Annotated in this window: 25 protein-coding genes; 11 read left to right on the plus strand and 14 right to left on the minus strand. The window is 70.1% G+C overall.

Annotated elements, in window-relative coordinates:
• Positions 1-21: 21 nt before the first annotated feature.
• The 4 genes from ACFYRH_RS20215 to ACFYRH_RS20230 all read right to left on the minus strand — a co-directional run bounded on the left by ACFYRH_RS20215 (position 22) and on the right by ACFYRH_RS20230 (position 3,346).
• Positions 22-504, minus strand: a complete 483-nt coding sequence (locus ACFYRH_RS20215) for a GNAT family N-acetyltransferase (protein ID WP_387777041.1) — start codon at positions 502-504, stop codon at positions 22-24.
• Positions 505-629: 125 nt separating this feature from the next.
• Positions 630-1,472 carry an SMP-30/gluconolactonase/LRE family protein gene (locus ACFYRH_RS20220; RefSeq protein ID WP_387777044.1) on the minus strand — a complete coding sequence of 281 codons (843 nt, stop codon included), beginning with the start codon at positions 1,470-1,472 and terminating at the stop codon, positions 630-632.
• A 39-nt stretch (positions 1,473-1,511) separates the two neighbouring features.
• Positions 1,512-2,729 (minus strand): MFS transporter, encoded by a 1,218-nt coding sequence (locus tag ACFYRH_RS20225; protein ID WP_387777047.1) that lies wholly within the window; start codon positions 2,727-2,729, stop codon positions 1,512-1,514.
• Positions 2,726-3,346 carry an HAD-IA family hydrolase gene (locus ACFYRH_RS20230; protein WP_387777050.1) on the minus strand — a complete coding sequence of 207 codons (621 nt, stop codon included), beginning with the start codon at positions 3,344-3,346 and terminating at the stop codon, positions 2,726-2,728. Before ACFYRH_RS20230 ends, ACFYRH_RS20225 begins: the two co-directional genes overlap by 4 nt.
• A gap of 50 nt (positions 3,347-3,396) precedes the next feature.
• Here ACFYRH_RS20230 and ACFYRH_RS20235 point away from each other — a divergent pair, with 50 nt between their 5' ends.
• The gene (locus ACFYRH_RS20235) at positions 3,397-4,554 is read left to right on the plus strand and encodes an ROK family protein (RefSeq protein ID WP_387777053.1); all 1,158 of its coding nucleotides are present in this window, start codon (positions 3,397-3,399) and stop codon (positions 4,552-4,554) included.
• Here ACFYRH_RS20235 and ACFYRH_RS20240 read toward each other — a convergent pair.
• The 3 genes from ACFYRH_RS20240 to ACFYRH_RS20250 are packed head-to-tail and all read right to left on the minus strand — an operon-like array spanning position 4,551 to position 7,034.
• Positions 4,551-5,267 carry a DinB family protein gene (locus tag ACFYRH_RS20240; RefSeq protein ID WP_387777056.1) on the minus strand — a complete coding sequence of 239 codons (717 nt, stop codon included), beginning with the start codon at positions 5,265-5,267 and terminating at the stop codon, positions 4,551-4,553. The genes ACFYRH_RS20235 and ACFYRH_RS20240 overlap by 4 nt on opposite strands.
• Positions 5,264-6,070 (minus strand): bifunctional hydroxymethylpyrimidine kinase/phosphomethylpyrimidine kinase, encoded by an 807-nt coding sequence (gene thiD, locus ACFYRH_RS20245; protein WP_387777059.1) that lies wholly within the window; start codon positions 6,068-6,070, stop codon positions 5,264-5,266. Before thiD ends, ACFYRH_RS20240 begins: the two co-directional genes overlap by 4 nt.
• Position 6,071: 1 nt before the next feature.
• Positions 6,072-7,034 carry a thiamine-phosphate kinase gene (locus tag ACFYRH_RS20250; RefSeq protein ID WP_387777062.1) on the minus strand — a complete coding sequence of 321 codons (963 nt, stop codon included), beginning with the start codon at positions 7,032-7,034 and terminating at the stop codon, positions 6,072-6,074.
• 128 nt (positions 7,035-7,162) lie between these two features.
• Here ACFYRH_RS20250 and ACFYRH_RS20255 point away from each other — a divergent pair, with 128 nt between their 5' ends.
• From ACFYRH_RS20255 to ACFYRH_RS20270, 4 genes are all read left to right on the plus strand, one after another.
• Complete coding sequence (locus ACFYRH_RS20255) at positions 7,163-7,396, plus strand: Lrp/AsnC family transcriptional regulator (RefSeq protein ID WP_198682133.1); 234 nt, start codon at positions 7,163-7,165, stop codon at positions 7,394-7,396.
• Positions 7,397-7,428: 32 nt separating this feature from the next.
• Positions 7,429-7,884: a DUF3515 domain-containing protein gene (locus tag ACFYRH_RS20260; RefSeq protein WP_387777065.1), complete on the plus strand. Its 456-nt coding sequence runs from the start codon at positions 7,429-7,431 to the stop codon at positions 7,882-7,884.
• 122 nt (positions 7,885-8,006) lie between these two features.
• Positions 8,007-8,423 (plus strand): YciI family protein, encoded by a 417-nt coding sequence (locus ACFYRH_RS20265; protein ID WP_387777068.1) that lies wholly within the window; start codon positions 8,007-8,009, stop codon positions 8,421-8,423.
• A gap of 313 nt (positions 8,424-8,736) precedes the next feature.
• Complete coding sequence (locus ACFYRH_RS20270) at positions 8,737-9,951, plus strand: RNA polymerase sigma factor (RefSeq protein ID WP_387777071.1); 1,215 nt, start codon at positions 8,737-8,739, stop codon at positions 9,949-9,951.
• A gap of 1,199 nt (positions 9,952-11,150) precedes the next feature.
• Here the strand turns inward: ACFYRH_RS20270 and ACFYRH_RS20275 are convergent.
• Genes ACFYRH_RS20275 through ACFYRH_RS20285 form a run of 3 tightly spaced genes read right to left on the minus strand, consistent with a single transcriptional unit; the run spans position 11,151 to position 15,006 of the window.
• Positions 11,151-12,602: a carboxylesterase/lipase family protein gene (locus tag ACFYRH_RS20275; protein ID WP_387777074.1), complete on the minus strand. Its 1,452-nt coding sequence runs from the start codon at positions 12,600-12,602 to the stop codon at positions 11,151-11,153.
• Positions 12,603-12,611: 9 nt separating this feature from the next.
• Positions 12,612-13,742, minus strand: coding sequence for a D-alanine--D-alanine ligase family protein (locus ACFYRH_RS20280; protein WP_387777077.1), 1,131 nt, complete (start codon positions 13,740-13,742; stop codon positions 12,612-12,614).
• 58 nt (positions 13,743-13,800) lie between these two features.
• Positions 13,801-15,006, minus strand: a complete 1,206-nt coding sequence (locus ACFYRH_RS20285; protein WP_387777080.1) for a cytochrome P450 — start codon at positions 15,004-15,006, stop codon at positions 13,801-13,803.
• Positions 15,007-15,106: 100 nt separating this feature from the next.
• On the opposite strand from ACFYRH_RS20285, the gene ACFYRH_RS20290 reads away from it, so the two are divergent.
• Both ACFYRH_RS20290 and ACFYRH_RS20295 read left to right on the plus strand, forming a co-directional pair.
• A complete protein-coding gene (locus tag ACFYRH_RS20290; protein ID WP_387777083.1) occupies positions 15,107-15,736 on the plus strand; it encodes a TetR/AcrR family transcriptional regulator in 630 nt (209 codons plus the stop codon).
• Positions 15,726-16,838 (plus strand): trans-sulfuration enzyme family protein, encoded by a 1,113-nt coding sequence (locus ACFYRH_RS20295; RefSeq protein WP_387777086.1) that lies wholly within the window; start codon positions 15,726-15,728, stop codon positions 16,836-16,838. Before ACFYRH_RS20290 ends, ACFYRH_RS20295 begins: the two co-directional genes overlap by 11 nt.
• Here ACFYRH_RS20295 and ACFYRH_RS20300 read toward each other — a convergent pair.
• Positions 16,822-17,988 carry an MFS transporter gene (locus ACFYRH_RS20300; RefSeq protein ID WP_387777089.1) on the minus strand — a complete coding sequence of 389 codons (1,167 nt, stop codon included), beginning with the start codon at positions 17,986-17,988 and terminating at the stop codon, positions 16,822-16,824. The genes ACFYRH_RS20295 and ACFYRH_RS20300 overlap by 17 nt on opposite strands.
• Positions 17,985-18,722 (minus strand): DeoR/GlpR family DNA-binding transcription regulator, encoded by a 738-nt coding sequence (locus ACFYRH_RS20305; protein WP_387777092.1) that lies wholly within the window; start codon positions 18,720-18,722, stop codon positions 17,985-17,987. Before ACFYRH_RS20305 ends, ACFYRH_RS20300 begins: the two co-directional genes overlap by 4 nt.
• Before the next feature lie 76 nt (positions 18,723-18,798).
• On the opposite strand from ACFYRH_RS20305, the gene ACFYRH_RS20310 reads away from it, so the two are divergent.
• Genes ACFYRH_RS20310 through ACFYRH_RS20320 form a run of 3 tightly spaced genes read left to right on the plus strand, consistent with a single transcriptional unit; the run spans position 18,799 to position 21,019 of the window.
• Complete coding sequence (locus ACFYRH_RS20310) at positions 18,799-19,980, plus strand: MFS transporter (RefSeq protein WP_387777095.1); 1,182 nt, start codon at positions 18,799-18,801, stop codon at positions 19,978-19,980.
• A 40-nt stretch (positions 19,981-20,020) separates the two neighbouring features.
• Positions 20,021-20,440 (plus strand): MerR family DNA-binding protein, encoded by a 420-nt coding sequence (locus tag ACFYRH_RS20315; RefSeq protein WP_387777098.1) that lies wholly within the window; start codon positions 20,021-20,023, stop codon positions 20,438-20,440.
• 54 nt (positions 20,441-20,494) lie between these two features.
• Positions 20,495-21,019 carry a GNAT family N-acetyltransferase gene (locus ACFYRH_RS20320; protein WP_387777101.1) on the plus strand — a complete coding sequence of 175 codons (525 nt, stop codon included), beginning with the start codon at positions 20,495-20,497 and terminating at the stop codon, positions 21,017-21,019.
• Here the strand turns inward: ACFYRH_RS20320 and ACFYRH_RS20325 are convergent.
• Positions 20,988-21,680, minus strand: a complete 693-nt coding sequence (locus ACFYRH_RS20325; protein WP_387777104.1) for a FadR/GntR family transcriptional regulator — start codon at positions 21,678-21,680, stop codon at positions 20,988-20,990. The two genes, ACFYRH_RS20320 and ACFYRH_RS20325, sit on opposite strands and share 32 nt — an antisense overlap.
• A 97-nt stretch (positions 21,681-21,777) precedes the next feature.
• Here ACFYRH_RS20325 and ACFYRH_RS20330 point away from each other — a divergent pair, with 97 nt between their 5' ends.
• Positions 21,778-22,944, plus strand: coding sequence for a CynX/NimT family MFS transporter (locus ACFYRH_RS20330; protein WP_387777107.1), 1,167 nt, complete (start codon positions 21,778-21,780; stop codon positions 22,942-22,944).
• A gap of 63 nt (positions 22,945-23,007) precedes the next feature.
• On the opposite strand, the gene ACFYRH_RS20335 is transcribed toward ACFYRH_RS20330, so the two are convergent.
• A complete protein-coding gene (locus tag ACFYRH_RS20335; protein WP_387777110.1) occupies positions 23,008-24,015 on the minus strand; it encodes a sugar phosphate isomerase/epimerase family protein in 1,008 nt (335 codons plus the stop codon).
• Positions 24,016-24,023: the final 8 nt, after the last annotated feature.

The following is a 24,023-nucleotide window of genomic DNA, read 5'->3' on the forward strand; positions in this document are numbered from 1 at the left end:
TCACACTCCGCCACGGCTCCGTTACAGCTCCCGGAAGTACACGGCTACCGGGAGCTGCACGCAGCCGAGGCTCTCGTAGAACGCCCGGGCCGGGGCGTGGAACGTGTCTCCTCCGGTCCCGATCTCGACGTACTCGGATCCCTCGGCACGCATCGCGGCGAACGCGTGCTCGCACAGCGCCGTACCGAGGTTCGACCGCCGCTGATCCCGCGCGACTGCCAGCAACTCGACGGTCCCGCGGCGTCGCGCCTCGTCGACGTGCCACGCGACATACCCGGCGGGTACGCCGTCCTGCTCGGCGACGGCGACGTACTTGTGCTGGTCGGGCGCGTGCAACTCGGGGAGCTGACGACGGTAGTCACCGCGCCAGTCGCCGTGCTGGTGGTGGAAGATCGTCTCGCCGACCAGCGGCCGGAACGACTCCTCGAAGAACGGCCCGAAGGTGTCGATGGTGAGGTCGACGAGCTGGGCGAGGTCAGCGTCGACGTACGAACGAATTTGCATGGAAGGTGCCTCTCGCTGGTGGATCCGGGCAGGCGTGACCGGCCCGCCGCGGACCCGAGGGCGCGGCGACGAGCCGGGGTCAGCGCCGGGTACGTCCGGCGGCGAAGCACTCCATGCGCCCGAGCCTAACGACGGACCGGCGGTACGGCGACCTGAATCGTGTGCACCTGGCCGGTCCGGGGACCGTTGAGCAGCCGCCCGATGTTGTCGGTGATCGGTTCGCTCATCCGCCACTCGGCGGTCAGGATGCACAGCATCGGACCGTCGAAGTCGACCAGCGCCAGCGCGAACGGTGCCTGGTTCTCTGCGAGCTCGATGCGGTCCAGGATCTCGCCGCCCTCGGCGACCCGGACGACTCCCTCGGACCCGGTCTGCACCCAGATCGCGCCGTCGGCGTCGAGGCAGATTCCGTCCGGACCGAGGTTCTCGGCGAACACCCGGCGATTCCGCAACCCGCCGTCGGGCTCGACGTCGAACGCGGTCAGCCGGCCGGCGAACGACTCCGAGATCACCAGCGTCTTCCCGTCCGGCGTGAGCAGCATGCCGTTCGGGAACTCGATCTCGCCGGCGACCTCGCGGAGCTGACCGTCCGACGTGACGAGCTTGATCCAGCCGGGTTTCGGCGCCTCGCCGCCGGCGAAGTCGAAGTCCGCGCCGTTCAGATAGATGTTGCCCTGGGCATCCACCACGATCTCGTTCGCGGCCTGCTCGGCGAGCACGGTGATCGTGCCGTCGGGCTCGTAGCGGCGCAGCTTGTCGCCGGTGGTCAGCATCCGGCCGTCCGGCAGCCACTCGATCGACCACCCCATCGGGCGCTCCACCGGCACGTCGAGGTACTCCGTCGTACCGCCGGCGTCGACCGCCACGACCTGCTGCTCGATCCAGTGCGCGAACCACAACCGTCCGTCGTGCCAGCGGCCCGACTCGGGGAAGGCCAGGCCGTCGAGCAGGAGTTTCAACTCGGACATCACGCCACCTCGTTTGTCTGTTCGGGGTCTTTTCACTCCCTACACGAACGAGGACCGGTCGGATCGACGGCTGAGGAAGAAAAGTACGGCGATCAGCGGGAGCGTCACGAGGTACGCCGTTCGGAGGTCGACGACGCGGGCCAGGACGGCGAGGATCGCGGGGGCGAACAGGATCGCCGTACCGGAGGCGAGGGCGCCGATCGCGGCCAGGCGGGCCGAGCTGAGGCCCGGAGTGGCGACGAGGGCGGCCAGCGTGACCGGGTACAGCGGGGCGACGCCGAGGCCGGCGACCACGAGGCCGAGGGCGACGACTGTCGGGACGTCGAACAGGCTGACGAGCAGGGTCCCGCAGGCCGCGAGCGCGCCCGAGGGCAGCACTGGCGACCAGCCGCGCCAGCGGATCGGGCCGATCGCCCGGCCGACCGCCATCCCGATCGGGAACGCGCTGCCGAGCAACGCCGCCGTTGCCGTCGGCAACCCGGTCGCCACGAGGCGCGCCACCGCCCACACCACGAAACAGAACTCCACCGATACCGCGAGCACCACTCGCAGCCAGCCCACCCCCACATCCATCGCGACCCGCCGCCCCACCCGCCGCCATTTCCGCCCCAACCCCACCGCCGGCGCCGAATCAATCAACACCGCCACCGGAGCAGCCGCCCCGGGCTGGGTCTCTGGTGCTTTCGTGTGGTTCGGCTGGACTCGTCTGGTGAGGATGGCGAGGAGGAGCAGGGGTGGTGCCGCGGCGATCATCGCGAGGCGCCCGCTCGGACCGAGGCCGTCGAGGGCGCCGATGGCCAGGGGCGCGAGGATGCCGGTCCCGCTGGCGACCGCGTTCACCCGGCTCAACCGGGCCGCCGCGGTCGGACCGTTCAGCATCAACGGCGCGACCAGCACCAGCAACGCCCCACCCAGCCCGACGAACAGCCCGCCCGCGATCGCCACGGAGTACGCCGGCGCGACCGCGATCAGCACCGCACCGATCGCGCAGACCACCGACCCGGCCGCCAGCACCGTTGGCATCGCCCACGACCTCAGCAACCGCGGACCGACCACCGCCACGACCAGCAACCCGACGGCGAACCCCGACGACAGCAACGCCAACCGGCTCGTCGGCTCGTCCAGGTCCCGCGCCAGGATCGCGACACACGCCCCGAGCCCGGCCAGCACGAACCCCATCGCCGACAACGCGATCCCGATCCGTACCTCGTCGGCGCGCGCCCCGGCCGCCGCCGGCGCGTCCGCGCGCGCGGTCACTCCAGACCTTTGAACAGCGCGTCGAGCTGCCCGAGATCCGCCAGCTCGAGATCCGCCGAAATACCCTTCAGCCCCGCCGTCATCGCTCCCGCCGCGTCACCGGCCGACCGCCCGACCACCGTGTCCTCGACCACCAGACACGCCGCCGCCGGTACGCCGAGCAGCTCCGCGGCCCGCAGGTACCCCTCCGGGTCCGGCTTCCCCTTGCGTACGTCGTCCACGGTCACGAGGATCGTCGGCGCGATACCGGCCGCGGACAGCCGCACCTTCGCCAGCTGCGCCGGCGCACTGGTGTAGACCGCCCAGGGCACACCGATCCGCTCGAGTGTCGCGATCAGCTCGGCCGCACCCGGCTTCTCGACCACGCCGTCGACGTCGTTGACCTCGAGGTCGTACACCCGGGCCCACGCTGCCGCGCGCTCGTCCTCCGACGCCGTCGGCAGGAAGTGCGCGACCGTCGCGGCCGCCGGGTTCCCGTGCGCGACCGCGAGCACGGCGGCCGGGTCGAGTCCGCACTCGACCGCCCAGCGGCTCCAGCAGCGGTCCACGACCGCGTCCGAATCCACCAGTGTCCCGTCCATGTCGAACAGAACGGCGCGGATGTCGCGGATCTCCATGACCCTCCTCCTAATAAACTCGTCCTCCGAGGATAAGGCGAAAGGCAGCGATGACTCCAGTGCGCCGTGGACAGTGGCAGACGGCTTCGGACGTGCTGACCCAGGTCAGCCGCCGGCCCGGGATCACCCGGGCCGCTGTGGCGCGGGCGCTGCACCTCAGCACGGGTTCCGCGACCGAGGTGACGGCCCGGCTACGCGATGTACATCTGCTGACCGAGGAGCCCGCGCCGAGCCGCGGGCGCGGTCGGCCGACCACGCTGCTGCGGGCGCATCCTGAGGGACCTGTGGCGCTTGCACTGGACCTGCGACAGAGCAGTTGGCGGAGTGCGGTCGTAACGCTCGACGGGACGCTGCAGGAGCCGCAGTACAGGCGGCACCGGAGTCGGCGCGCACAGGTCGTGCTGAGGAGCCTGCAGCGCGCGGTGGAGTGGACAAAGCAGCAGTACGGCGCTCGGCTGCAGATGGTGAGCCTCGCCGTACCAGGGACTGTTCGCGACAGCCATCTGATGCAGGCACCGACGCTGGAGTGGACCGAACTCGACCTGACGCAGGTCACCGCCGGCACCGGGATCCCCCTGCTCGCGGGGAACGACGCGACGCTCAGTGGTGTGGCAGAGGCACGCACCGGGGCTGCGGCAGGAGCTGGTACGGCGGTGCACCTCATCATCGAGGTGGGTATCGGCGGGACGCTACTGATCGACGGCGTACCGGCGCAGGGCGTTTCGGGAGCCGGTGGAGAGTACGGCCACATGCCGTTCGGTGACCGTTCGCGGGCCTGTCCGTGCGGTGCGCGCGGTTGCTGGGACCTGGAGATCGACGGGCGGGCACTGTCGCGCCACCTCGAGCAGCCGATGCCGGACGACCCAGTTGCCTACACAGAAGCGGTACTCGGGCGTACTGACCGGGCTGCCCGCGATGCAGTTGCCACTGTGGTGGCTGCCCTCGGCAGTGGCATCGCCGGGCTCGTGAACGCTCACGACCCCGATGTGGTCACCATTGGCGGTCTGGCGATCCCACTGCGTGCTGCTGCCGAGCGCATGTTCGACGAGGCGTACCAAGGCGGACTGATGACGTTCCACCGTGGGTCTCCCCCGCCAGTGCTGCCCGCCCGGCACCAGCCGGACGGTCCGCTCCGCGGTGCGGCCGCGCTCGCGCTGGACCAGCTGACCAGCGAGCCGGCCGTCGCCGCATGGGTCGCCCAGCGTTAGTCGACCGTCTCCGCGATCTCTTCGGTCGCGATCTTGTCGGTCACGATCTTGTCGGTCGCGATCGCTTCGGTCGTACCCTCTTCGGTCGCGATCGCTTCGGTCGCACCCTCTTCGGTCGCACCCTCTTCGGGGGTGGCTTCCTCGACCTTGGGCTTCGGGACGATCGGCGGCTCGACCTTCGCCAGGATCTCGATGATGTCGTGCCGGTGGTGCTGGATCTCGTGGGCGGTGTGCCGGATGATCCAGCCCAGCGTGCGCGGTGCGCGGACCGGGTAGTTGTACAGCCCGAGCTTGCCGAGCTCCTGCGGCCGCAGTACCCGCGCTGCCGCACCGAACTCCTTCGCGAACCGGACCAGTGCCGCGGCGACCTCCATCGGGTCCTGGTGCTCGTACTTCTGCTGCTTCACCCGCCCGGTCCGGTCCATCGGCGCGTACACCGGCCGGTCCTCGGCCAGGCACTGAGCGATCCGGAACCGCTGCACCTCGAGGACGTCGCGCACGTGGCAGGCGTACTCGATCGCCGACCACACGTCCGGCTCCGGACGCAGCCGTACGACGTTCGGGTCCGGACCGGCGGCGGCCTTCGTCAACGCCATGCTGCAGTCGGCGGACTGCCGGATCAGCAGCGTCACGGTGCCCTGCAGGTCACCCGTGTCGTAGTTGAAACCGCACTGCTCGCAGTACCCGTCCACCGGGGGCTGCTGCTTGCTCAACTCGTACTCCCTCGAAATCTCCACGCGTGGTCGACCGGTCCGATGCCGTCGCCGAGGGCGAACCCGGCGGCAATCGCTCCGGTCACATACTCCTTCGCCGCACCGACAGCACTGGGTACGTCGTACCCACGAGCAAGGTACGCCGCGATGGTGCTCGCCAGCGTGCAGCCCGTGCCGTGCGTGTGCCTGTTGTCGGCCCGGACCGCGCTGTACGAACGGCGTACCCCTGGGCCGTGCAGTACGTCGGTCGACGCCGTGCCGACGTCGTGACCGCCTTTCACCAGCACCCACGAGGCGCCTGCGTCCAGCAGCTCCTTCGCGGCGAGCTCCCGGTCCTCGACCGTCTCCAGCTCCACACCGGAGACCGGGCCGAGCTCGGTGAGGTTCGGGGTGAGGACGGTGGCCAGCGGAACGATCTCGGACCGTACGGCGGCCATCGCGTCCGCAGCGAGCAGTGCGTCGCCGTGCTTCGACACTGACACCGGGTCGACCACGACCGGCACATCCGGCGGCAACGTCCGTAGCAGTGCGGCGACGACCCGGACCATCGACTCGGACGCCAGCATGCCGGTCTTCACCGCGTCGACACCGATGTCGTCGACCACGCTGTGGAACTGCGCGCGCACCTGCTCCTCCGGCAGCTCCCAGGCGCCTTGGACACCGAGGCTGTTCTGCGCGGTGATCGCGGTCAGCACACTCATGCCGTGCACGCCGTTCGCCAGCATCGCCTTCAGATCCGCCTGGATCCCCGCGCCGCCACCGGAGTCGGAACCCGCGATGGTCAGAACTCTCGGCGGTGCCATCTCAACTCCTGAAGTGGGCGTGACCTGTCTCCGCAGCATACGGCGACCCGTCGACGGTCACGGTCCCGGCCGGACGTTCCTCGTTGCCCTCAGCAACCGAACCGATGACGGTCCAGCCCTCGGGTACGTCGGCGGGCTCGAAGGTGCCGACCAGTGCGTGGTCCTCACCGCCGGTCAGCACGAACTTCAGCGCGTCCACACCGGTCGCCGCGGCCACCGCCTGCAGCGGCTCGGGCACGGTGAGCGCCTTCGTGTGCACGTCGATGACCACCTGACTCGCCGCCGCGATGTGACCGAGGTCCGACAGCAGTCCGTCACTCACGTCGCACAGCGAGGAGGCTCCGGAGAGCGCGGCGCGCGGCCCTTCGGCGTACGGCGGCTGTGGGCGTCGGTGTGCCTCGACGACGGCCCGTGGTGAGCGGAAGCCACGAGCGAGGACCGCCCAGCCTGCTTCGGCCCAGCCGAGCCGGCCGGCGTACGCCACCTCGTCGCCGGGACGCGCACCCGACCGCAGCACCGGTGACCGGCCGTCCAGCGAGCCGAACGCGGTCACCGAGACCACGATCTTGTCGGACTGGACCGTGTCGCCGCCGATGATGCTGGCCTCGACCAGTTCGCATTCGTCCACGAGGCCCTGGTTCAGTTCCAGCGCCCAGGCGGTCGGCAGCTCGGCAGGGCCGCCGAAACCGACCACCAGCGCGGTCGGGCGGGCACCCATCGCCACGACGTCCGCCAGGTTCTGCGCGGCGGCTTTGCGGCCCACGTCGTACGCCGACGACCAGTCCTGGCGGAAATGCCTGCCCTCCACCAGCAGGTCGGTCGTGATCACCATCCGGCCGTCCGGCACCGCCATCACGGCCGCGTCGTCACCAGGACCGACCAGGACGTCCTCACCTGTGGACAGCCCCTTGGTGACGGCCGCGATCAGGCCGAACTCACCGGTGCTCCCCAACGTCTCCGTCACGTCAACAGACCTCCCATATCGCTAGCCGGAGTCTAGGCGGTACCGTGACGGAGCAACGAGTACGCCCGGCCACCTCGCAGTACTGTGGCCGGAGCCCCGCTGAGGACGACTGAGTGGAGAACGACGTGGTGGTCCAGGCCTACATCCTGATCCAGACCGAGGTCGGCCGCGCGGCCGACGTCGCGGCACAGATCGCCGAGGTCCAAGGCGTCACCCTGGCCGAGGACGTCACCGGTCCGTACGACGTGATCGTCCGCGCGGAAGCCCGCAACGTCGACGAGCTGGGCAAGCTGGTGGTTGCCCGGGTTCAGAACGTTCCCGGCATCACCCGCACGCTGACCTGCCCGGTCGTCCACATCTGATCGTCGTCCACGGGAACCCACCCCGCTCCGGTATGCCCAAGATCCTGCTCGCCGCACTCGGCGTTCTCCTGGTCGCCGCGTGCAGTCCCGGCGCCACGCCCGTACCGGTCCCCTCGCCGGCCCCCGAGGTCGCTGCCGCCTGCGCCGAACTCGTCAAGGCGCTGCCGACCAAGGTCCTCGACCAGAAGCAACGCAAGACGACTCCTGAGAGCCCGCTCACCACCGCGTACGGCGACCCGGCGATCGAGGTCACCTGCGGCGTCACCCCGCCGGCCGGCATGGCCGAGGCCCAGTCCCAGTGCTTCGAGGTCAACGGCGTCGGCTGGTTCGCCAAACAGGTCCAGAACGGCTACATCTTCACCACCATCGGCCGCGAGCTGTACCTGGAGATGGCGGTCCCCTCCAAGTACGCCCCCGAAGCCAACGCCCTCACCGACGTCTCCGACGCTGTCCACAGCCACAACAAACTCGTCACGCCCTGTACCTGACAGCGGCATACTCCCTGACGAGATCGACATTCGTCTCGTGGTCGTGTCCGGTTGAAGGGAGGGGCGGCGACGTCTCGGGTGGAGGTGCCCGGCGGTGGGTGCCTGGATGACGGGAGAGGCTGATGAAGTACATGATCCTGACGTACGCGTCGCAGCAGGACTACGACGGGATGGCGGGGAAGGACACCGGGAAGCCGGCGTGGGCGCCGGAGGACTTCGCGGCGATGGGGGCGTTCATGGAGAAGTTCAACAACGAGCTGGCCGAGTCGGGTGAGCTGGTCGAGACCCGCGCGCTGGCGGCGCCGGTGCTGACCCGGCGGCTCGGGTCGAAGGACGGGCAGTCCGTGGTCACCGACGGGCCGTACGCGGAGACCCAGGAGGTGCTCGCGGGGTACTGGATCGTCGAGTGCGAGTCCTTCGACCGAGCCACCGAGATCGCTGCCCGACTGGCGGACACCCCTGCCCCCGAGTCCGTCCGCGCCACGGCCTACGCCGACGTCCGCCCCCTCGTCGAGGGCCGCGACGACCTGACGGACTAACCACGATGCCCTCGCCACAGCCCGCAATGTGCCGAGTCAACGCACCCGACCTCGGCCCGCACTGGACAACTCCGGTGCAGTGGGGCGGTGCGGCTGGGCTCGGGCGGCGCGGGACAGCTTCGGTGGGCTGGGGCGGTGCGGCTGGGCTCGGGCGGCGCGGGACAGCTTCGGTGGGCTGGGGTCGTGGGGCTGGGCTCGAGTGCTGGGGAAGTGGCGGCGGGGGTATGGCCGGCGGCCTTGATCGGGTCGGGCACGACGAGTGCTCTGCCCGGGGCTCGCGTGATGTGCGTGAGCAGACCTGCGGCGCGTCCTCATGACCGGCGGTTTCGAGCTCGAGGAGGTGTTGCGGCCGTTGGTGCCGCAGGTGCTTGGGGCGCTTGTTCGCCGGTACGGGCACTTCGACACGGCCGAGGACGCGGTTCAGGAGGCGCTGCTCGCGGCGACGCGGCAGTGGCCGAAGGACGGCGTACCGGATAGCCCGCGGGGCTGGCTGATCACGGTGGCTTCTCGGCGGCTGACGGACCTGCTCCGGCGCGAACAGGCCCGTCAGCAGCGGGAGGACCGGGTCGCGCAGTGGGCGGTGCACGAGTGGCTCGGTGAGCCGGTCGGGGACGTCGACGACACGCTGGTGCTGCTGTTCCTGTGCTGTCACCCGTCGCTGTCGCCGGCGTCGCAGATCGCGTTGACGCTGCGGGCGGTCGGTGGTCTGACGACGACCGAGATCGCCCGCGCGTTCCTGGTGCCGGAGGCAACCATGACGCGACGGATCACCCGGGCGAAGGCGAGCGTGAAGGAGAGCGGCGCGCGGTTCACGCTGCCGGTCGACCGGGAGGAGCGGCTGGATGCGGTCCTCAAAGTGGTGTACCTGATCTTCAACGAGGGGTACGCCAGTACGACGGGCCCAAGCCTGCAACGTGTCGAGTTGGCGGCCGAGGGGATCCGGATGGCGCGGATGCTGCACCGATTGCTGCCGGATGACGCCGAGGTGGCCGGGCTGCTCGCGTTACTACTGCTGACCGACGCCCGGCGGCCGGCGCGGACCGGTCCGTTCGGCGAGCTGGTGCCGATGGCGGAGCAGGACCGGTCGCTGTGGATCCCGGAGCTGATCCGCGAAGGCGTCGACCTGATCACCGCGACGCTGCCTCGCGGGCCGGTGGGGCCGTATCAGCTGCAGGCCGCGATCGCCGCGGTACACGACGAGTCACCGTCGGCGGACGAGACCGACTGGCCACAGATCGTCGCGCTGTACGAGGTGCTGCTGCAACTCACCGACAACCCGATGGTCAGCCTCAACCACGTGGTCGCGGTCGCCATGGCCCGAGGTCCGGCCGAGGGCCTCCAATTGCTTCGGACCATCGAGAACGACGACCGCCTCGCGAAGGACCACCGGTTGGCGGCCGTGCGAGCGCACCTCCTGGAGCGGTCCGGCGACCGAGCAGGAGCCCGCGCCGCCTACGAACAAGCAGCCACCCAAACCACCAGCGTCCCCCAGCAGCGCTACCTCCACGCCCGCGCCAACAACCTGTAGCCCGCAGGCACACTCACACGCCGGCCCCTACGCCGGATTCTGAACACCGGTCCGTACGCCGGATTCTGAACGCACACCCACGCGATGAGAACGCCGCGCGAACGCGACGCAGGCTGCCCGGCGCGGCCGGCACCGCGCCGCGACCCCGGTCAGCACTCGCAGGACGCGCCCTCGAGCAGCCCACGCAGCACGCCACACGCGAAGCCCGCGCAGACCGCGGGTTGGGGAGGATTGGTGCCTGGATTGGGCGGGCAATCCTCCCCAAGGTGCTCGGGCGAATCAGCGATGGGCGTCCAGTGCGCGCGGGGGTCCGCAAGACGACCGAGGCGCACGTGGCCCCACACGAGGGGATAACCCCTCCTGCAAGGGGTTATCTGCTGGTATGCGATGGAAGAACCCCCAACGCCACGGGTTAGCCCCTCGCGTGGGGTGAGCCCTCTCTCAGCTCCAGCGCAACTCACGAGGATCGACAGCGCGGCGCGGGAGCGGACGCCGGAGGCGGACGCGCGGGAGTGCGCACAGGAGCGGGCGCGCGGGAGTGCGCGCGGAAGCGGGCGCCGGAGCGGGCGCGCGGGAGCGGGCGCGCGGGAGTGCGCGCCGGAGCGGGCGCGGGAGCGGGCGCGCGGGGAGGTCCGCACGACGGCCGAGGCGCGGGGTCTGCACGACGGGCGAGGTGCACGTGGCCCCCACACGAGGGATAACCCCTCCTGCAAGGGGTTCTCTGTTGGTGTGCGAGGGAAGAACCCCCAACGCCAGGGGTTATCCCCTCGCGTGGAGTGAAGGCGGGAGCGGGGGGCTTGAGCGGGCGCGCGGGAGCGGGCGCGGTGTGGTTGTGCGGCAGCCAGGCGTGGGCGTACGAGCGGGGGTGGGCTGCGGGGCCGGGATCAGCGCTGCGGAGCACGCGGAGCGGGAGGTGGGCGCTGGTGCGGAGAGCGTGCGTGCGGCAGGCGTGCGGGTGGCAGGCGTGCGGGTGGCAGGCGTGCGGGTGGCAGGCGTGCGGGTGGCAGGCGTGCGTGCGGCAGGCGTGCGGGTGGCAGGCGTGCGTGCGGCAGGCGTGCGTGCGGAAAGCGTGCGTGCGGAAAGCGTGCGTGCGGAAAGCGTGCGTGCGGCGATCAGGCGCGCGCGTGGGGGGTGGGGTTGCAGGTTGGGAGGAATTGGTGCGGGCTGGGGCTGTGGTGCTGGGCGGGGTGGGGTCAGGGCTAGGTGGGCCAGACGGTGCGTTCGTCGGGGCGGTCGTTGGTGGTGGTGCCGGAGGCGGTGGCGAAGTGGCGGCTCAGGCGGTTGTCGGGGGTGTACGGCGCCCAGCCGGGATTGCCGGTTCTGGCGAAAGTGACCCACGTCCGGTGGACGAGGTCGGCGAGGTGTTGTGGGGGCGCGGAGCCGAGCATCGCGGCCGCGGTGGGGTCGTCGAGGTTGTCGAAGACGAAGGCCAACTCGAGCGCGTGACAAGCCCCTAGCGTCCCGCCGCACGCCGGCGACCGCCAGCCGAACTCGTACAGGTACGTCCCGCTGTGGGCCTCCGCCAGCCGGATCGCCGGGATGCGGTAGTACGAATCCGTCATCACCGCGGCCAGCACATCCCCCGGCGTCGCACCGGGCCGGTTGGCGCGATACCGACGTACGCCGTTCACGGGGAGACCGAACCGCAGCGCGGCGGCCGCGTAGAGCAGCGGCGTACTGAACTTCGCGCCGACCCCGGTCGGAACCAGGAACAGCCGCGCTTCCTCGCTGTTCGTCCCGATCAACACATCGACATCCGCGGCAGCCCCCGCCCGCAGGCAATCGATCGGCGCCGCAGGCAGCTGCACCCCGTCGACCACCGGGCTGAACGGCAGCAGAGTGCGCGCAACATCACCCCACTCCTTGCGACGCGCCTTCGCCATCACCTGCTGACCGAGCTGATCCTGCGCCGCGATCAACTGCGGGACGGGTACGGCGGCAATCGCCTCACGCGTCGGCGCCGTACCCAACGCCGCAGCCAGCCGCCTGCCGACCGCCTGCGCCGTCGACGCCCCGATCGTGTTGTGACCCGCGCCGGACTCCGCGATCGCCCGACGGAACAGTCCCTCGGCGGCCGGCATCGCGAGCAGCGTGCAGACGCTCATCGCACCGGCCGACTCGCCGAACACGGTCACGTTGTCCGGGTCGCCGCCGAAGCCGGCGATGTTGTCGCGGACCCAGGTCAGCGCCGCGATCTGATCCAGCAGCCCGAGATTCGGCGTACCGTCCCCGAACCACAGGAAGCCGTCCGCCCCGAGCCGGTAGTTGATCGTCACGAGTACGACACCGTCGCGGGCGAACCGCGTGCCGTCGTACAGGGACAGCGAACCGGCGCCGCTGACGAACGACCCGCCATGGATGAAGACCATGACGGGTGCGTTCCCGGTCAGTGCCGGTGTCCAGACGTTCAGGTTCAGGTAGTCGTCGCCCGAAATGATCGTCCGGGCGATGAGTTCACTGACCGCCTCGCTCTGCGGCGCCGTCGCCCCGTACCTCATCGCGTCCCGCGGCGCGGTCCAAGGCTCAACAGGTTGCGGCGGCTGGAAGCGGTTCGGTCCGACGGGTGGCGCGGCGTACGGGATGCCCTTGAAGGCGAGTACGTCGTCGCCGCTCCCCCGGACCGGTCCGTACTGCGTCGCAACCAGGGTCATGCGGAGACTTCAGCGCAGACCGGTCGGACGCGTCATCGCGAGCTGCAACAGGTGCTCGACGAGCGCCGGGTAGTCCTTGCCGGAGGCCGCCCACAGCCGCGGGAACATGCTCGTCGGCGTGAACCCGGGCATCGTGTTGATCTCGTTGATCACGACCCGGTTGTCCTCGTCCAGGAAGAAGTCGACCCGCGCCAGCCCTTCGGCGTCGATCGCGTCGAAAGCGGTCAGCGCCTTCGCGCGGACCTCGGCGACGATCTCCTCCGGCAGCTCGGCCGGCACCGACAGCGCGGTGTACTCCTCGCCTTCCGGCAGGTACTTGGTCTCGAAGTCGTAGAAGTCGTGCCCGCCGCCGGAGACCGCGATCTCGCCGCAGACGCTGACCTCGGGCCTGCCGCCGTTCAGGCCGCCGAGGACGCCGACCTCGATCTCCCGCGGGTTCTTCGCGGACGCCTCGACGATCACCTTGGGGTCGTGCGCCCGAGCCTCGACGATCGCGTCGTCGAGCTCGTCCAGGCTGTTCACCTTGCTGATACCGAGGCTCGACCCGCCACGGCACGGCTTCACGAACACCGGGTAGCCGAGCTTGTCGACCGCGGCGCGGCACGCGTCCGGGTCCTGCTGCCAGTCCCGGTCCCGGATCACGACGTACGGTGTGACGTCCAGCCCGGCACCCTGGAACACGACCTTCATGTAGTGCTTGTCCATGCCGACCGCGCTGGCGAGCACTCCGGAGCCGACATAGCGGATGTCGGACATCTCGAGCAGGCCCTGGATGGTGCCGTCCTCGCCCCACGGGCCGTGCAGCAGCGGGAACACCACGTCGACCGTGCCGAGCGTGCTCGGGACCTGCTCGGGCTCGCTGACCACGAGCTCCCGGTTCGCGCCGAACAGCACCGGCAGCGCCGTCACGTCGACCTCGGGAAGCTTGCCGTCGGTGATCGACAACCGATCGGGATCACCGCTTTCCAGCACCCAGTGCCCGCTGGTGCTGATGCCGACCGGGACCACGTCGTACTTGTCCCGGTCGATGACCTGCAGCACGTTGGCCGCGGTCACGCAGGAGATGGCGTGCTCGCTCGACCGGCCGCCGAAGACGACTGCGACACGGGGTTTGCGCTGTTCTTCCGAGTACTCACTCACCGGCTCGACTGTAGCGGCCCGGAGATCAGGTTCCGACCTGGGTTCGGTTAAGAGCTCTTCAGATCTGCTCGTCCCAACTGACTGGCAACGCTGTCACTCCGTACACGAGCGTGTTGTCTCTGTAATTGATTTCCTCGAACGGTACGGCGAGTCGCAGCGTCGGAATGCGCGTGTACAACCGGGTGAAGACCTCCTGCAGCTCGAGCCGCGCCAACTGCTGCCCGAGGCACTGGTGCGGCCCGAACCCGAACGCGACATGCGCCGCGCCTTCGCGGGTGACGTCGAGCCGATCCGGATCCGGGAACACCCGCTCGTCCCGGTTCGCCGAGGACAGCGCCACGATCAGGTACTCCCCCGCGCCGATCGTCGACGCACCCACGGGTACGTCGGCCGTCACGTGCCGGAACAGACCGAAATGCACCACCGACAGGTAGCGCAACAACTCCTCCACCGCGGCGGGCGCCAGCGCCGGATCGGTCCGCAACGCCTCCAACTGCGCCGGGTTCCGCAGCAGCGCGAGCGTGCTGAGCGCGATCATGTTCGCCGTCGTCTCATGGCCCGCGACGAGCAGCGTGACTCCGATCGACACCAGCTCCGGCAGACTCAACGGCGTACCGAGTTCCTCGCCGCGGGTGATGAGCCGCGACAGCAGGTCGTCCTCGCGCCGAGCCTGCTTCGCCAGCACCAGCTCGACCATGTACTGGTTGAACTCGTCACTGACCCGCATCTGCTCGTCCGGATCGCCGTCCACTCGCACCAGCACCGCGCTCCGCGCTTGGAACTCGGCGCGGTCCTCGTACGGGACACCCAGCAGCTCGCAGATCACCAGCGACGGGATCGGCAGCGCGAACTCCTGTACCAGGTCCACGGGTCCGCCAGTAGCGAGCATCGCGTCCAGCCGTTCCTCGATGATCGCCGCGACCCGCGGCCGCAATGCCTCCATCCGCTTCACCGCGAACTCCCCCGCCAGCATCCGCCGCAGCCGTTTGTGGGCCGCACCGTCGACCTGCAGGATCGAGCCCGAGTCGACCTCCCGCTCCAGATCCGCATCCGGTACGACGTGCTCCGACGGCGCCGACCGCGAACTCAGCCGGCCGTCCCGCAGCACCTCGCGTACGTCGTCGTACCGGCTCACGACGTACGCGTCGACACCTGCCGGTGTGGACACCTTCGTCGGAGCGTCGGTACGGCGGAACGCGGCGTACTCCCGCGCCGGGTCGAAGGGACACCCGGCCGGCCGGCCGACAGGGAAGCTCTCGGTCATCGCACGCCTCTCGCTCGAAACGGTAGTGACTACCATATGGCTGAAACTGCCGATCAGAAGCAGCTCCCGGCGAGTCGGAGAGGCGGTACCCTGCCTGGCCATGGGACTGCGCGAAGTGAAGCGGGAGCGGACCCGCCGGCTGATCGCGGACAAGGCGTTCGAGCTGTTCAACGACAACGGCTTCGGCCGGACCACGGTCGAGCAGATCGCGGCGGCGGCCGAGGTCGGGCCGAGCACGCTCTACCGGTACTTCCCGACCAAGGAGACGCTGGTCCTCGAGTTCGTCGACGACTGCCTCGCCGAGGCCGTGAACTGGTTCCGCGAGCAGCCCGAACTCGAACTGCCGGACGGCCTGCGCGCGGTCATCGAACGGGTCCTCGACCAACTGGAGAGCAACCCGGGCCGGGTCCGTGCGGTCTTCGAGCTGGCCGAGCAGACCGGGTCGGTCAGCGCGCATCTGAACGAGCTGATCTGGCGTTTCCGCACCGACCTCGCCGACGAACTGACGCTGCGGCTGCCGGCCGACGGTCAGTCCGAGTTCGTCGCCGCGCTGTCCGCCGGGATCGCGATGAACATCATCGAGACGGTCGTCCGGGTCTGGGTCGAGACGCCCGGCACCACCGCCGCGCAGCCGCTCGCCCGGCAGGCCATGGATCTGCTCAGCACCGGGGGCATCCCCCTGCCGGTCGCTCCGGACGGCGTCAGCGACAATTCCAGCCATGAGTCCTGACCTCGACCCGTCCACCGTCGTCGTCCACTCCGGTCGGCCCGAGCGGGTCGCGGACGCACCGGTCGGCAACTCCCCGATCTTCAGCTCGACGTACGTCGCCGGTGGGGACCGCGGGTACGGACGGTTCGGGAACGACGCGTGGACCGCGCTCGAGGACACCCTCGGCCAACTCGAAGGCGGTCGCGCCCTGACCTTCGCGTCCGGGATGGCGGCCGTGGCGGCGATCGCGGACCTGATCCCGGTCGGCGGCCGGGTCGTCGCGCCGCAGCACGCGTATTCCGGCGTACTCGCGCTGTTCGATCAGCAGGCCGCGACGGGCCGGCTCAAGGTCGAGCGGGTGAACGTCGCGGACACCGCGGCCGTCGTGCAGGCAGTCGCCGGCGCCGACATGCTCTGGATCGAGTCGCCGACCAACCCCGCGATGGAGGTCGCCGACATTCCGGCGCTGGCCGCGGCCGGGCGTGCGGCCGGCGCGACCGTGGTGGTCGACAACACGTTCGCGACTCCCCTGCTCCAGCAACCGCTCCGGCTCGGTGCTGACGTCGTGATGCACTCGGCCACCAAGTTCATCTCCGGCCACTCGGACGTCGTCCTGGGTGCGGTCATCACCGCCGACGACGAGCTGTGGCCGGCGATCGAGCTGCGCCGCCGCAGTCTCGGCGCGATCCCCGGCCCCATGGAGGCCTGGCTCGCGCTCCGCGGCCTGCGCACACTCGCGCTCCGGCTCGAGCGCGCGCAGTCGAACGCGGCATTCCTCGCCGAGCGCCTGCTCGCGCACCCGCGGGTCAGCAAGGTCCGCTACCCAGGCCTGCCGGACGACCCGGGCCACGAGCGCGCGGCCGCGCAGATGTCCGGCTTCGGCGCGATCCTCGCCTTCGAGCTCGGCGGCGACGCCGCGGGTGCGCAGCGGGTTTGCGAGTGCACCGAGCTGTGGGTGCACGCGACCAGCCTGGGCGGCGTCGAGTCGATGCTCGAGCGCCGCCGCCGCTGGCCGATCGAGGTCCCGACGATCCCCGAGGACCTGATCCGATTGTCCGTCGGGATCGAGCACCCCGACGACCTGTGGGCCGATCTGGAGCAGGCGCTCAGCGCGACTTCTTGAGCACCGGCCCGCCGAGGAACGTCAGCACACACAGGACGACGGGCAGGATGAACGCGATGTTCAGCGGCATCCAGTGCGCCAGTCCACCGATCAGCGCGGGGCCCGCGAGCAGGCCGACGTACCCGAGGCCGACGACGCGGGCCATCAGCGCGCCGGACGAGCGCGGGTCGAGGTTGCCGGCGGCGGTGAACAGCTGCGGTACGCCGCCCGCGAGTCCGAGCCCGAAGATCGCCCAGCCGACCAGGGCGACGGGCACCCACGGCACGACGATCACCAGCGTCAGCCCGACCGCGGCCATCGCGGCGCCCCAGCGCACGATCGCCGCCGGACCGACGACGGCCGCGACCCGGTCGGTGAGGAACCGCCCGACGGTCATCGCGACCGCGAACGCGCCGTACGCGTAGGCCGCCGTACTGACCGAGGTGTCCAGGATGTCGCGGAAGTGCAGCGCGGCCCAGTCGTTGGCGACACCCTCGGACAGCATCAGGCCGAACGCGAGCGCGCCGAGCGCCCAGACCAGCTTCGCGGGCGGCTTGCTCCGCTCGGCCTCCGGCTCGTCGTGCTCCTCGACCGTTGCCTCCAGCAAGAACCGGCTGGCGATCAGCGACAGCACGACGCAGACCACACCGGACAGCGCGAGCGTGACCTCGGTCGGTACGCCGGCCTTCAGCGTGGCCGCACCGATGACGGCCGCGATCGCGCCGCCGATCGACCACATGGCATGGAAGGCGGCCATGATCGGACGCGGGTACCCGCGCTCGACCACGACGGCCTGCGCGTTCATCCCGACGTCGATCGAACCGTTGCCGAAGCCGACGAAGATCAAGGCGAGCCCGAGCGTCCACCAACTGTTGGCCAGGCCGGGGCCGGCGAGCGCGAGCCCGAGCAGGATGCCCGCGGCGGGCACGAGCCGGCGCTGGCCGATCTTGTCGACCAGCGGGCCGGCGACCTGCATACCGATGAACGCGGCGCCGCCGAGCACGAGGAGCAGCAGCCCCAGCGTGCTGTGCGTGATGCCGGTCGCCTGCTCGATGCTGGGGATGTGGACGACCCACATACCGACCGCGAAGCCGTTCAGCCCGAAGTACAACCAGGTGGCGACACGCGCAGCGCGGGGCGGGGCGGATTGACGGACTTCGGTGGCGCTCAAGAGGCGACCTCTACCAGTACGCCGCGTTGGGTGAGCATGGTTCGTTGGTCCTCGGGGGAAGAGTCGTCGGTGATGATCAGGTCGGGCCGGTCCGCGGGGCAGACATAGGCCAGGGCGGCGCGGTCCCACTTGGCGCCGTCGGCGAGCACGATGGTCCGGGTGGCGACGTTCATCGCCTCCTGCTTGACCTCCGCGTCCCCCAGGTCGAACGCGGTGAGGCCCGCGTCCAGGCTGAAAGCACAAGGACTGAGGACCGCGGCATCGAAGCGCAGCGCCCGCAGGGAGGCGACGGTCAGCGGGCCGACCAGCGAGAGCTCGCCCTTGCGTGCCTCGCCGCCCGGCATCAGCAGCCGGATCCGCGGCGCGTCGGCCAGTTCGTGCGCGACCTGCAGCGAGAGCGGCATCACCGTCATCGCACGCTCGCGCAGGAGCTTCGCGGTCTCGAGTGCCGTCGTACCGCTGTCGAGGACGATCGTCTCGCCGTCGCGGAGGTGTTCGACGGCGGCTTTCGCGATCGCCTGCTTGGCCGCGGTGGCGGCCTGCGCGCGCAGCGAGTACGGCGGTTCGAGACCGGACGGCATCGCGGACACCGCGCCACCGTGCACCCGCTTCAGGACACCCTGGGCAGCGAGGAAGTCGAGATCGCGGCGGACCGTCATGTCCGACGCCTCGGTGGCCTCGACCAGTTCCTGGACGGAGACTCTGTCGACGACGCGTAGTCGTTCTACGATCACTTGATGCCGTTCCGCGCTCCTCACGCGCAAAAAACTACCATCTGCCTGATCGTTCAAACAGATAGCTTGTTTACTTGTGACTGAAGACACCACACTCGTCAAGCGGTCGCGGTACGCCGTCGCCGCGGTCTTCTGCGTGCACGGATCGGTCACCGGGTCGTTCGCGACCCGGGTGCCCTGGATCCAGGAGCACGCGGGGGTGTCCGCCGGGCAGCTCGGCCTGGCCCTCGCCTTTCCGGCGCTCGGCGCGGCGCTGATGATGCCGCTCGCCGCTCGCGTCAGCCACCGCTTCGGCACCCGGAACGCACTGCGCGGACTGCTGGCGCTCTGGACTCTCGCGCTGATGCTGCCGTCGCTCGCGCCCGGCCTGCTGACGCTGTGCGGCGCATTGCTGATCTACGGCGGAACGGCCGGGATGGCCGACGTCGCGATGAACGCGCTCGGTGTCGAGGTGGAGCACCGGCTGAAGAAGTCGATCATGTCCGGATTGCACGGGCTCTGGAGTGCGGGTGCGCTGATCGGATCCGCGGTCGGAACCGTCGCGGCGCACGCCGAGCTGAGCGCGCAGGTCCATCACGCGATCGCGGCTGTCGTGCTGACGCTGGTCGGTGTGGTGGTGTGTCAGTTCGTGCTGAACATCCACCCCGACGAGGATGAGGAGCCGCCGGCGCGGTTCGCGCTGCCGCCGAAGTCGGCGCTGCTGATCGGCGCCGTCGGGTTCTGCGCGGTCTTCGCCGAGGGGGCCAGCCTGGACTGGTCGGCCGTCTACCTGCGCGACATCCTCGACAGTTCGGCCGCGGTGGCTGCGGGGGCGACCACGGGGTTCGCGCTGACGATGACGGTCGCCCGCCTCACCGGCGACGCGATCGTCGACCGATTCGGCGCCGTACGGACGGTCCGGTGGAGTGGAGCGGTCGCGACGCTCGGTGGGCTGCTCGTGGTGGTCGCGCCGGCGCCGGCCGTCGCGATGATCGGCTTCGGGCTGATCGGCATCGGCATCGCCGTCGTCGTACCGCTCGCGTTCGCCGCCGCCGGCCGCACCGGCTCCAACGCCAGCCAGGCGATCGCCGGCGTCGCCACCATCACCTACGCCTCCGGCCTGGTCGCCCCGTCCATCATCGGCGGCATCGCCCAGGCCAGCAGCCTCACCGTCTCGTTCCTCGTCGTCACCGCTCTCGCGGTCGGAATCGCGGTGTTCGCCCGAGTCCTCGCGACCAGCCCCGCAACCAGGGCAGGAGCTCCAGGCCTGCAAAGCTGACCTCGACCACCAGGAACGCGATCAGGATCCGGCTGGCGCCGTGCAGCAGCGCGTAGGACTGCCAGGTCGCGAACAGTCCGCGCGCAACGCCGTCGTACAGACCGTGCACCGGCAGGGTTCGGAACAGGCGCAGACGAAGCTGTCTAAGGACAGCATCCGCTTCTACGAGAAGATCGGGCTGGTCGAGGGCGAGCGGCTACCGAACGGATACCGGGATTTCGGGCCCGAGATGGTGACTTGGTTGCACTACGTGCGGACCGCGCAGGTGCTGGGGTTCTCGCTGGCTGAGATCGGCAAGCACGGCGAGAAGCTGCGCCATGCCCCGGACTCCGCAGCAGCCCTGTCCGCGTTGCTCGCTGACAAGCTGCACGTCGTCGACGAGCGGATGGCCGAGCTGGCGGTACTGCGGGCCGACCTGAGCGAGCGCATCGGGACTGGGTGTCCGCTGCGGCCGCTCTGATCAGCTGGCGGACAGGACCGGGCGGGCGATGCCGGCGATGATACGAATCGTGGGGTGACTTCTGAGCTGCGGTTCCGACAGGCTGGGGCCGGCGATGCGGCCGCGGTCGCCGAGCTGCATGGGGACAGCTGGCGGCGGCACTACCGGGGTGCGTACGCCGATTCGTTCCTCGATGGCGAGTGTTCGGAGTACCTCGGCGCGATGTGGGCGAAGCGGCTCGCCGCGCGGGAGGGCACGCTGACGACACTGGCGGAGTACGACGGACAGCTCGTCGGACTCGCCCACCTCGTCTTCGGCGCCGACCCGCGGTGGGGTGCGCTCGTCGACAACCTGCACGTCCGCGCGCCGCTGAAACGCCAGGGCATCGGCACGCAACTGCTCGCCCGGACAGGCGAGGCCGCACCGGACGGCTACTTCCTGTGGGTGCTCGAACAGAACACCGCCGCACAGGCGTTCTACGAGGCGCGCGGCGGCATCCGCCAGGACAGCAAGCACGTCCCGCCGCCGGGTGGCGAACCGCGCCGCCTCAACGGCACCCCGAAGTGCCTCAGATACTGCTGGCCGAAGGCGACTGCTTGATCGTCTCGATCAGCGCGTACGACGCCTGACTCGCGGCCTCGGGATCACCGGCGCGGATCGCCTCGAGCACCACCACGTGCGCGTCCAGGATCCGATGGTCCTCGGGGATCGACGCGGTCTGGTGGATCGACTCGGCGAGCACCTCCGCGATCGCGTCGTACAGCCGCAGCAGCAGTGGGTTCCCGCTGGCGACGACGACGCCGCGGTGGAAGTCCGTGTCGACAGCCACGAACTCATCCATGTCTCCCGACTCCAACGCGGCAGCGCGACGCTCCAGCACCTCCGACAGAGCCGCGATACTCTCCGCATCCGGATGCTGCGCGGCCAGACGCGCGGCCGCGGCCTCGATGCCGGCGCGAGCGTCGAGCACATGTGTCAGCGATGCCGAGAGGTCGTCCCGGACCAGTACGCCGCTGATCTCGTTCGTCGCCCGCACATAGGTGCCGTCGCCGACCCGCGGCTCCAGCAGCCCCGTCAGACTCAGTGACCGCAAGGCCTCCCGCACGGTCCCGCGACTGACGCCCAACTCGGTCGCGAGCTGGTTCTCGCCCGGGATCCGGGAGCCGCGCGGCCAGGCGCCACTCTCGATCTGGGCCCGGAACTGCTCCGAGACCTGCAGGACGAGCGGCACCTGCCGCACCGGTCCGTTCAATGACACCACCGACGACCTCCTCTGCCGGGTCGCGTACAGTATATAAATGTAGGACATCTGCAGAGAAGCCTGGGAGAGGTGTGTCGTGGCGGTGGTGGCCGAACCAATGACTCGGGAGCGGTCGTCGCTGATCACAGCAACCGCCTTCGTGGTGGCGCTGAGCTTGCGGCCGGCACTGACCGCCGTCGGTCCGGTGCTGCCGCGGATCGGGCAGGATCTGCATCTCGGTGAGGCCGCGCAGGGTCTGCTCGGCACTCTCCCGCTGCTCGCCTTCGCGGTTGCCTCTCCGCTGGTCCACCTCGCGGCTCGCCGGTTCGGCATGGAGCGGGCGGTGTTCGTCTCGCTGCTCGTGCTGGCAGCCAGCAGCGCGCTGCGCCCGTACTCCGGTTCCGCCGGTCTCTGGATCGGTACGGCGGTCGTCGGTGCGGCGATCGCGGTCGGCAACGTGCTGGTGCCCGTCATCATCAAGCGGGACTACGCCGGCAACGTCTCCCGCGCCACTGGCGTCTACACGGCGTTCATCACCGGCGGCGCGGCGATCGCCTCGGTGCTCGCCGTACCGATCGCGGACGCGGTCGACTGGCGCCTGTCGCTGGCGGTGTGGGGCGGTCTCGCCGTACTCGTGGCCGTGGTCTGGCTGCCCCGGACGCTGTCGCCGGAGCCGATGCCGTCAACTGCCGGCGAGGAGGGCGCTCCCCCGGTGAGCGTCTGGCGGCAGCCGATGGCGTGGCTGGTCACCGGCTTCATGGGTCTGCAGTCCACCAGCTTCTACCTGTTCGTGAACTGGCTGCCCACTATCGAGATCACCACAGGCGGCGTCACCGAGCGCTCGACCGGCGTACACCTGTTCCTGTTCCAGGTGTTCGGGCTGATCGGCGGTCTGAGCATCCCCTTGCTGCTGAAGCACCCCACCAACCAGCGCGCCGGTCTGATGACCGCGAGTACGCCGATCCTGCTCGCGCTGCTCGGTCTGCTGCTGGTGCCGCAACTCGCTCTGGTCTGGGCGATCGTCGGCGGGCTCGGGCAGGGCGCCGGGCTGGTCGCCGCGCTCTCGCTGATCAGCATCCGCGGTCGCGGGCACCACGAGACCACGCAACTGTCCGGCATGGCGCAGGCGGTCGGCTACACGCTGGCCGCAACCGGTCCGGTGGTCGCCGGCTACCTGACCCAGGTCACCGGCGGCTGGCGGACGACGTTGAGCGTGTTCGCCACGCTCGCCGCGGTCCAGGTCGCGCTCGGCTTCGTGGCCGGCCGGGACACCCGGCCGGCCTGACAGGCCTGGGAAACAAGGTGCCACCTCGTGGCACAAAGTTTCCCAGCCGCGGCTACTTGTCGGCTACTTGTCGGTGGCGAAGGCCGAGTCGAAGGCTGCTTCCGGCTTGTCGAAGGCCAGAGCACGGATGACGTTGACCGCCTCCGCCGCGCCGACCTTGCGGTCCATGCCGGCGTCCTCCCACTCGACCGAGATCGGGCCGTCGTAGCCGATCGAGTTCAGTACCCGGAAGCAGTCCTCCCAGTTCACGTCGCCGTGACCGGTGGAGTAGAAGTCCCAGCCGCGGCGCGGGTCTGCCCACGGCAGGTGTGAGCCGAGCCGGCCGTTCCGCCCGCCGCCGACCCGCATCTTGGTGTCCTTGCAGTCCACGTGGTAGATCCGGTCCTTGAAGTCCCACAGGAAGGCGACCGGGTCGATGTCCTGCCAGACCATGTGCGACGGGTCCCAGTTCAGGCCGAACGCCTCGCGGTGACCGATCGCCTCCAGGGCGAACGTGGTGGTCCAGTAGTCGTAGGCGATCTCCGACGGGTGCACCTCGTGCGCGAACCGGACGCCCTCGGCGTCGAACACGTCGAGGATCGGGTTCCAGCGGTCGGCGAAGTCCTGGTACCCGGCCTCGATCCGCTCCGCGGGCACCGGCGGGAACATCGCGACGTACTGCCAGATCGACGAGCCGGTGAAGCCGACGACGGTCTGTACGCCGAGCTTCGCAGCGGCCCGCGCGGTGTTCTTCAGGTCCTCGGCGGCCCGCTGCCGCACACCCTCGGCGTCACCGTCGCCCCAGATCCGGGACGGCACGATCGCCTGGTGCCGGAAGTCGATCGGGTCGTCGCAGACCGCCTGCCCCACCAGGTGGTTGGAGATCGCGAAGACCTGCAGGTTGTACTTCGCCAGGATGTCCTTGCGGCCCTGGACGTAGGAGTCGTCGTCGACCGCCTGCTGGACGTCGAAGTGGTCACCCGAGCAGGCGATCTCGACGCCGTCGTACCCGGCCTCGGACGCGAACTGGCAGACCTCCTCGAACGGCAGATCGGCCCACTGACCGGTGAAGAGTGTGATCGGACGAGGCATCTCACGGG

Source organism: Kribbella sp. NPDC004875 (genome assembly GCF_042873375.1).
In the GTDB taxonomy this organism is placed as follows: domain Bacteria; phylum Actinomycetota; class Actinomycetes; order Propionibacteriales; family Kribbellaceae; genus Kribbella.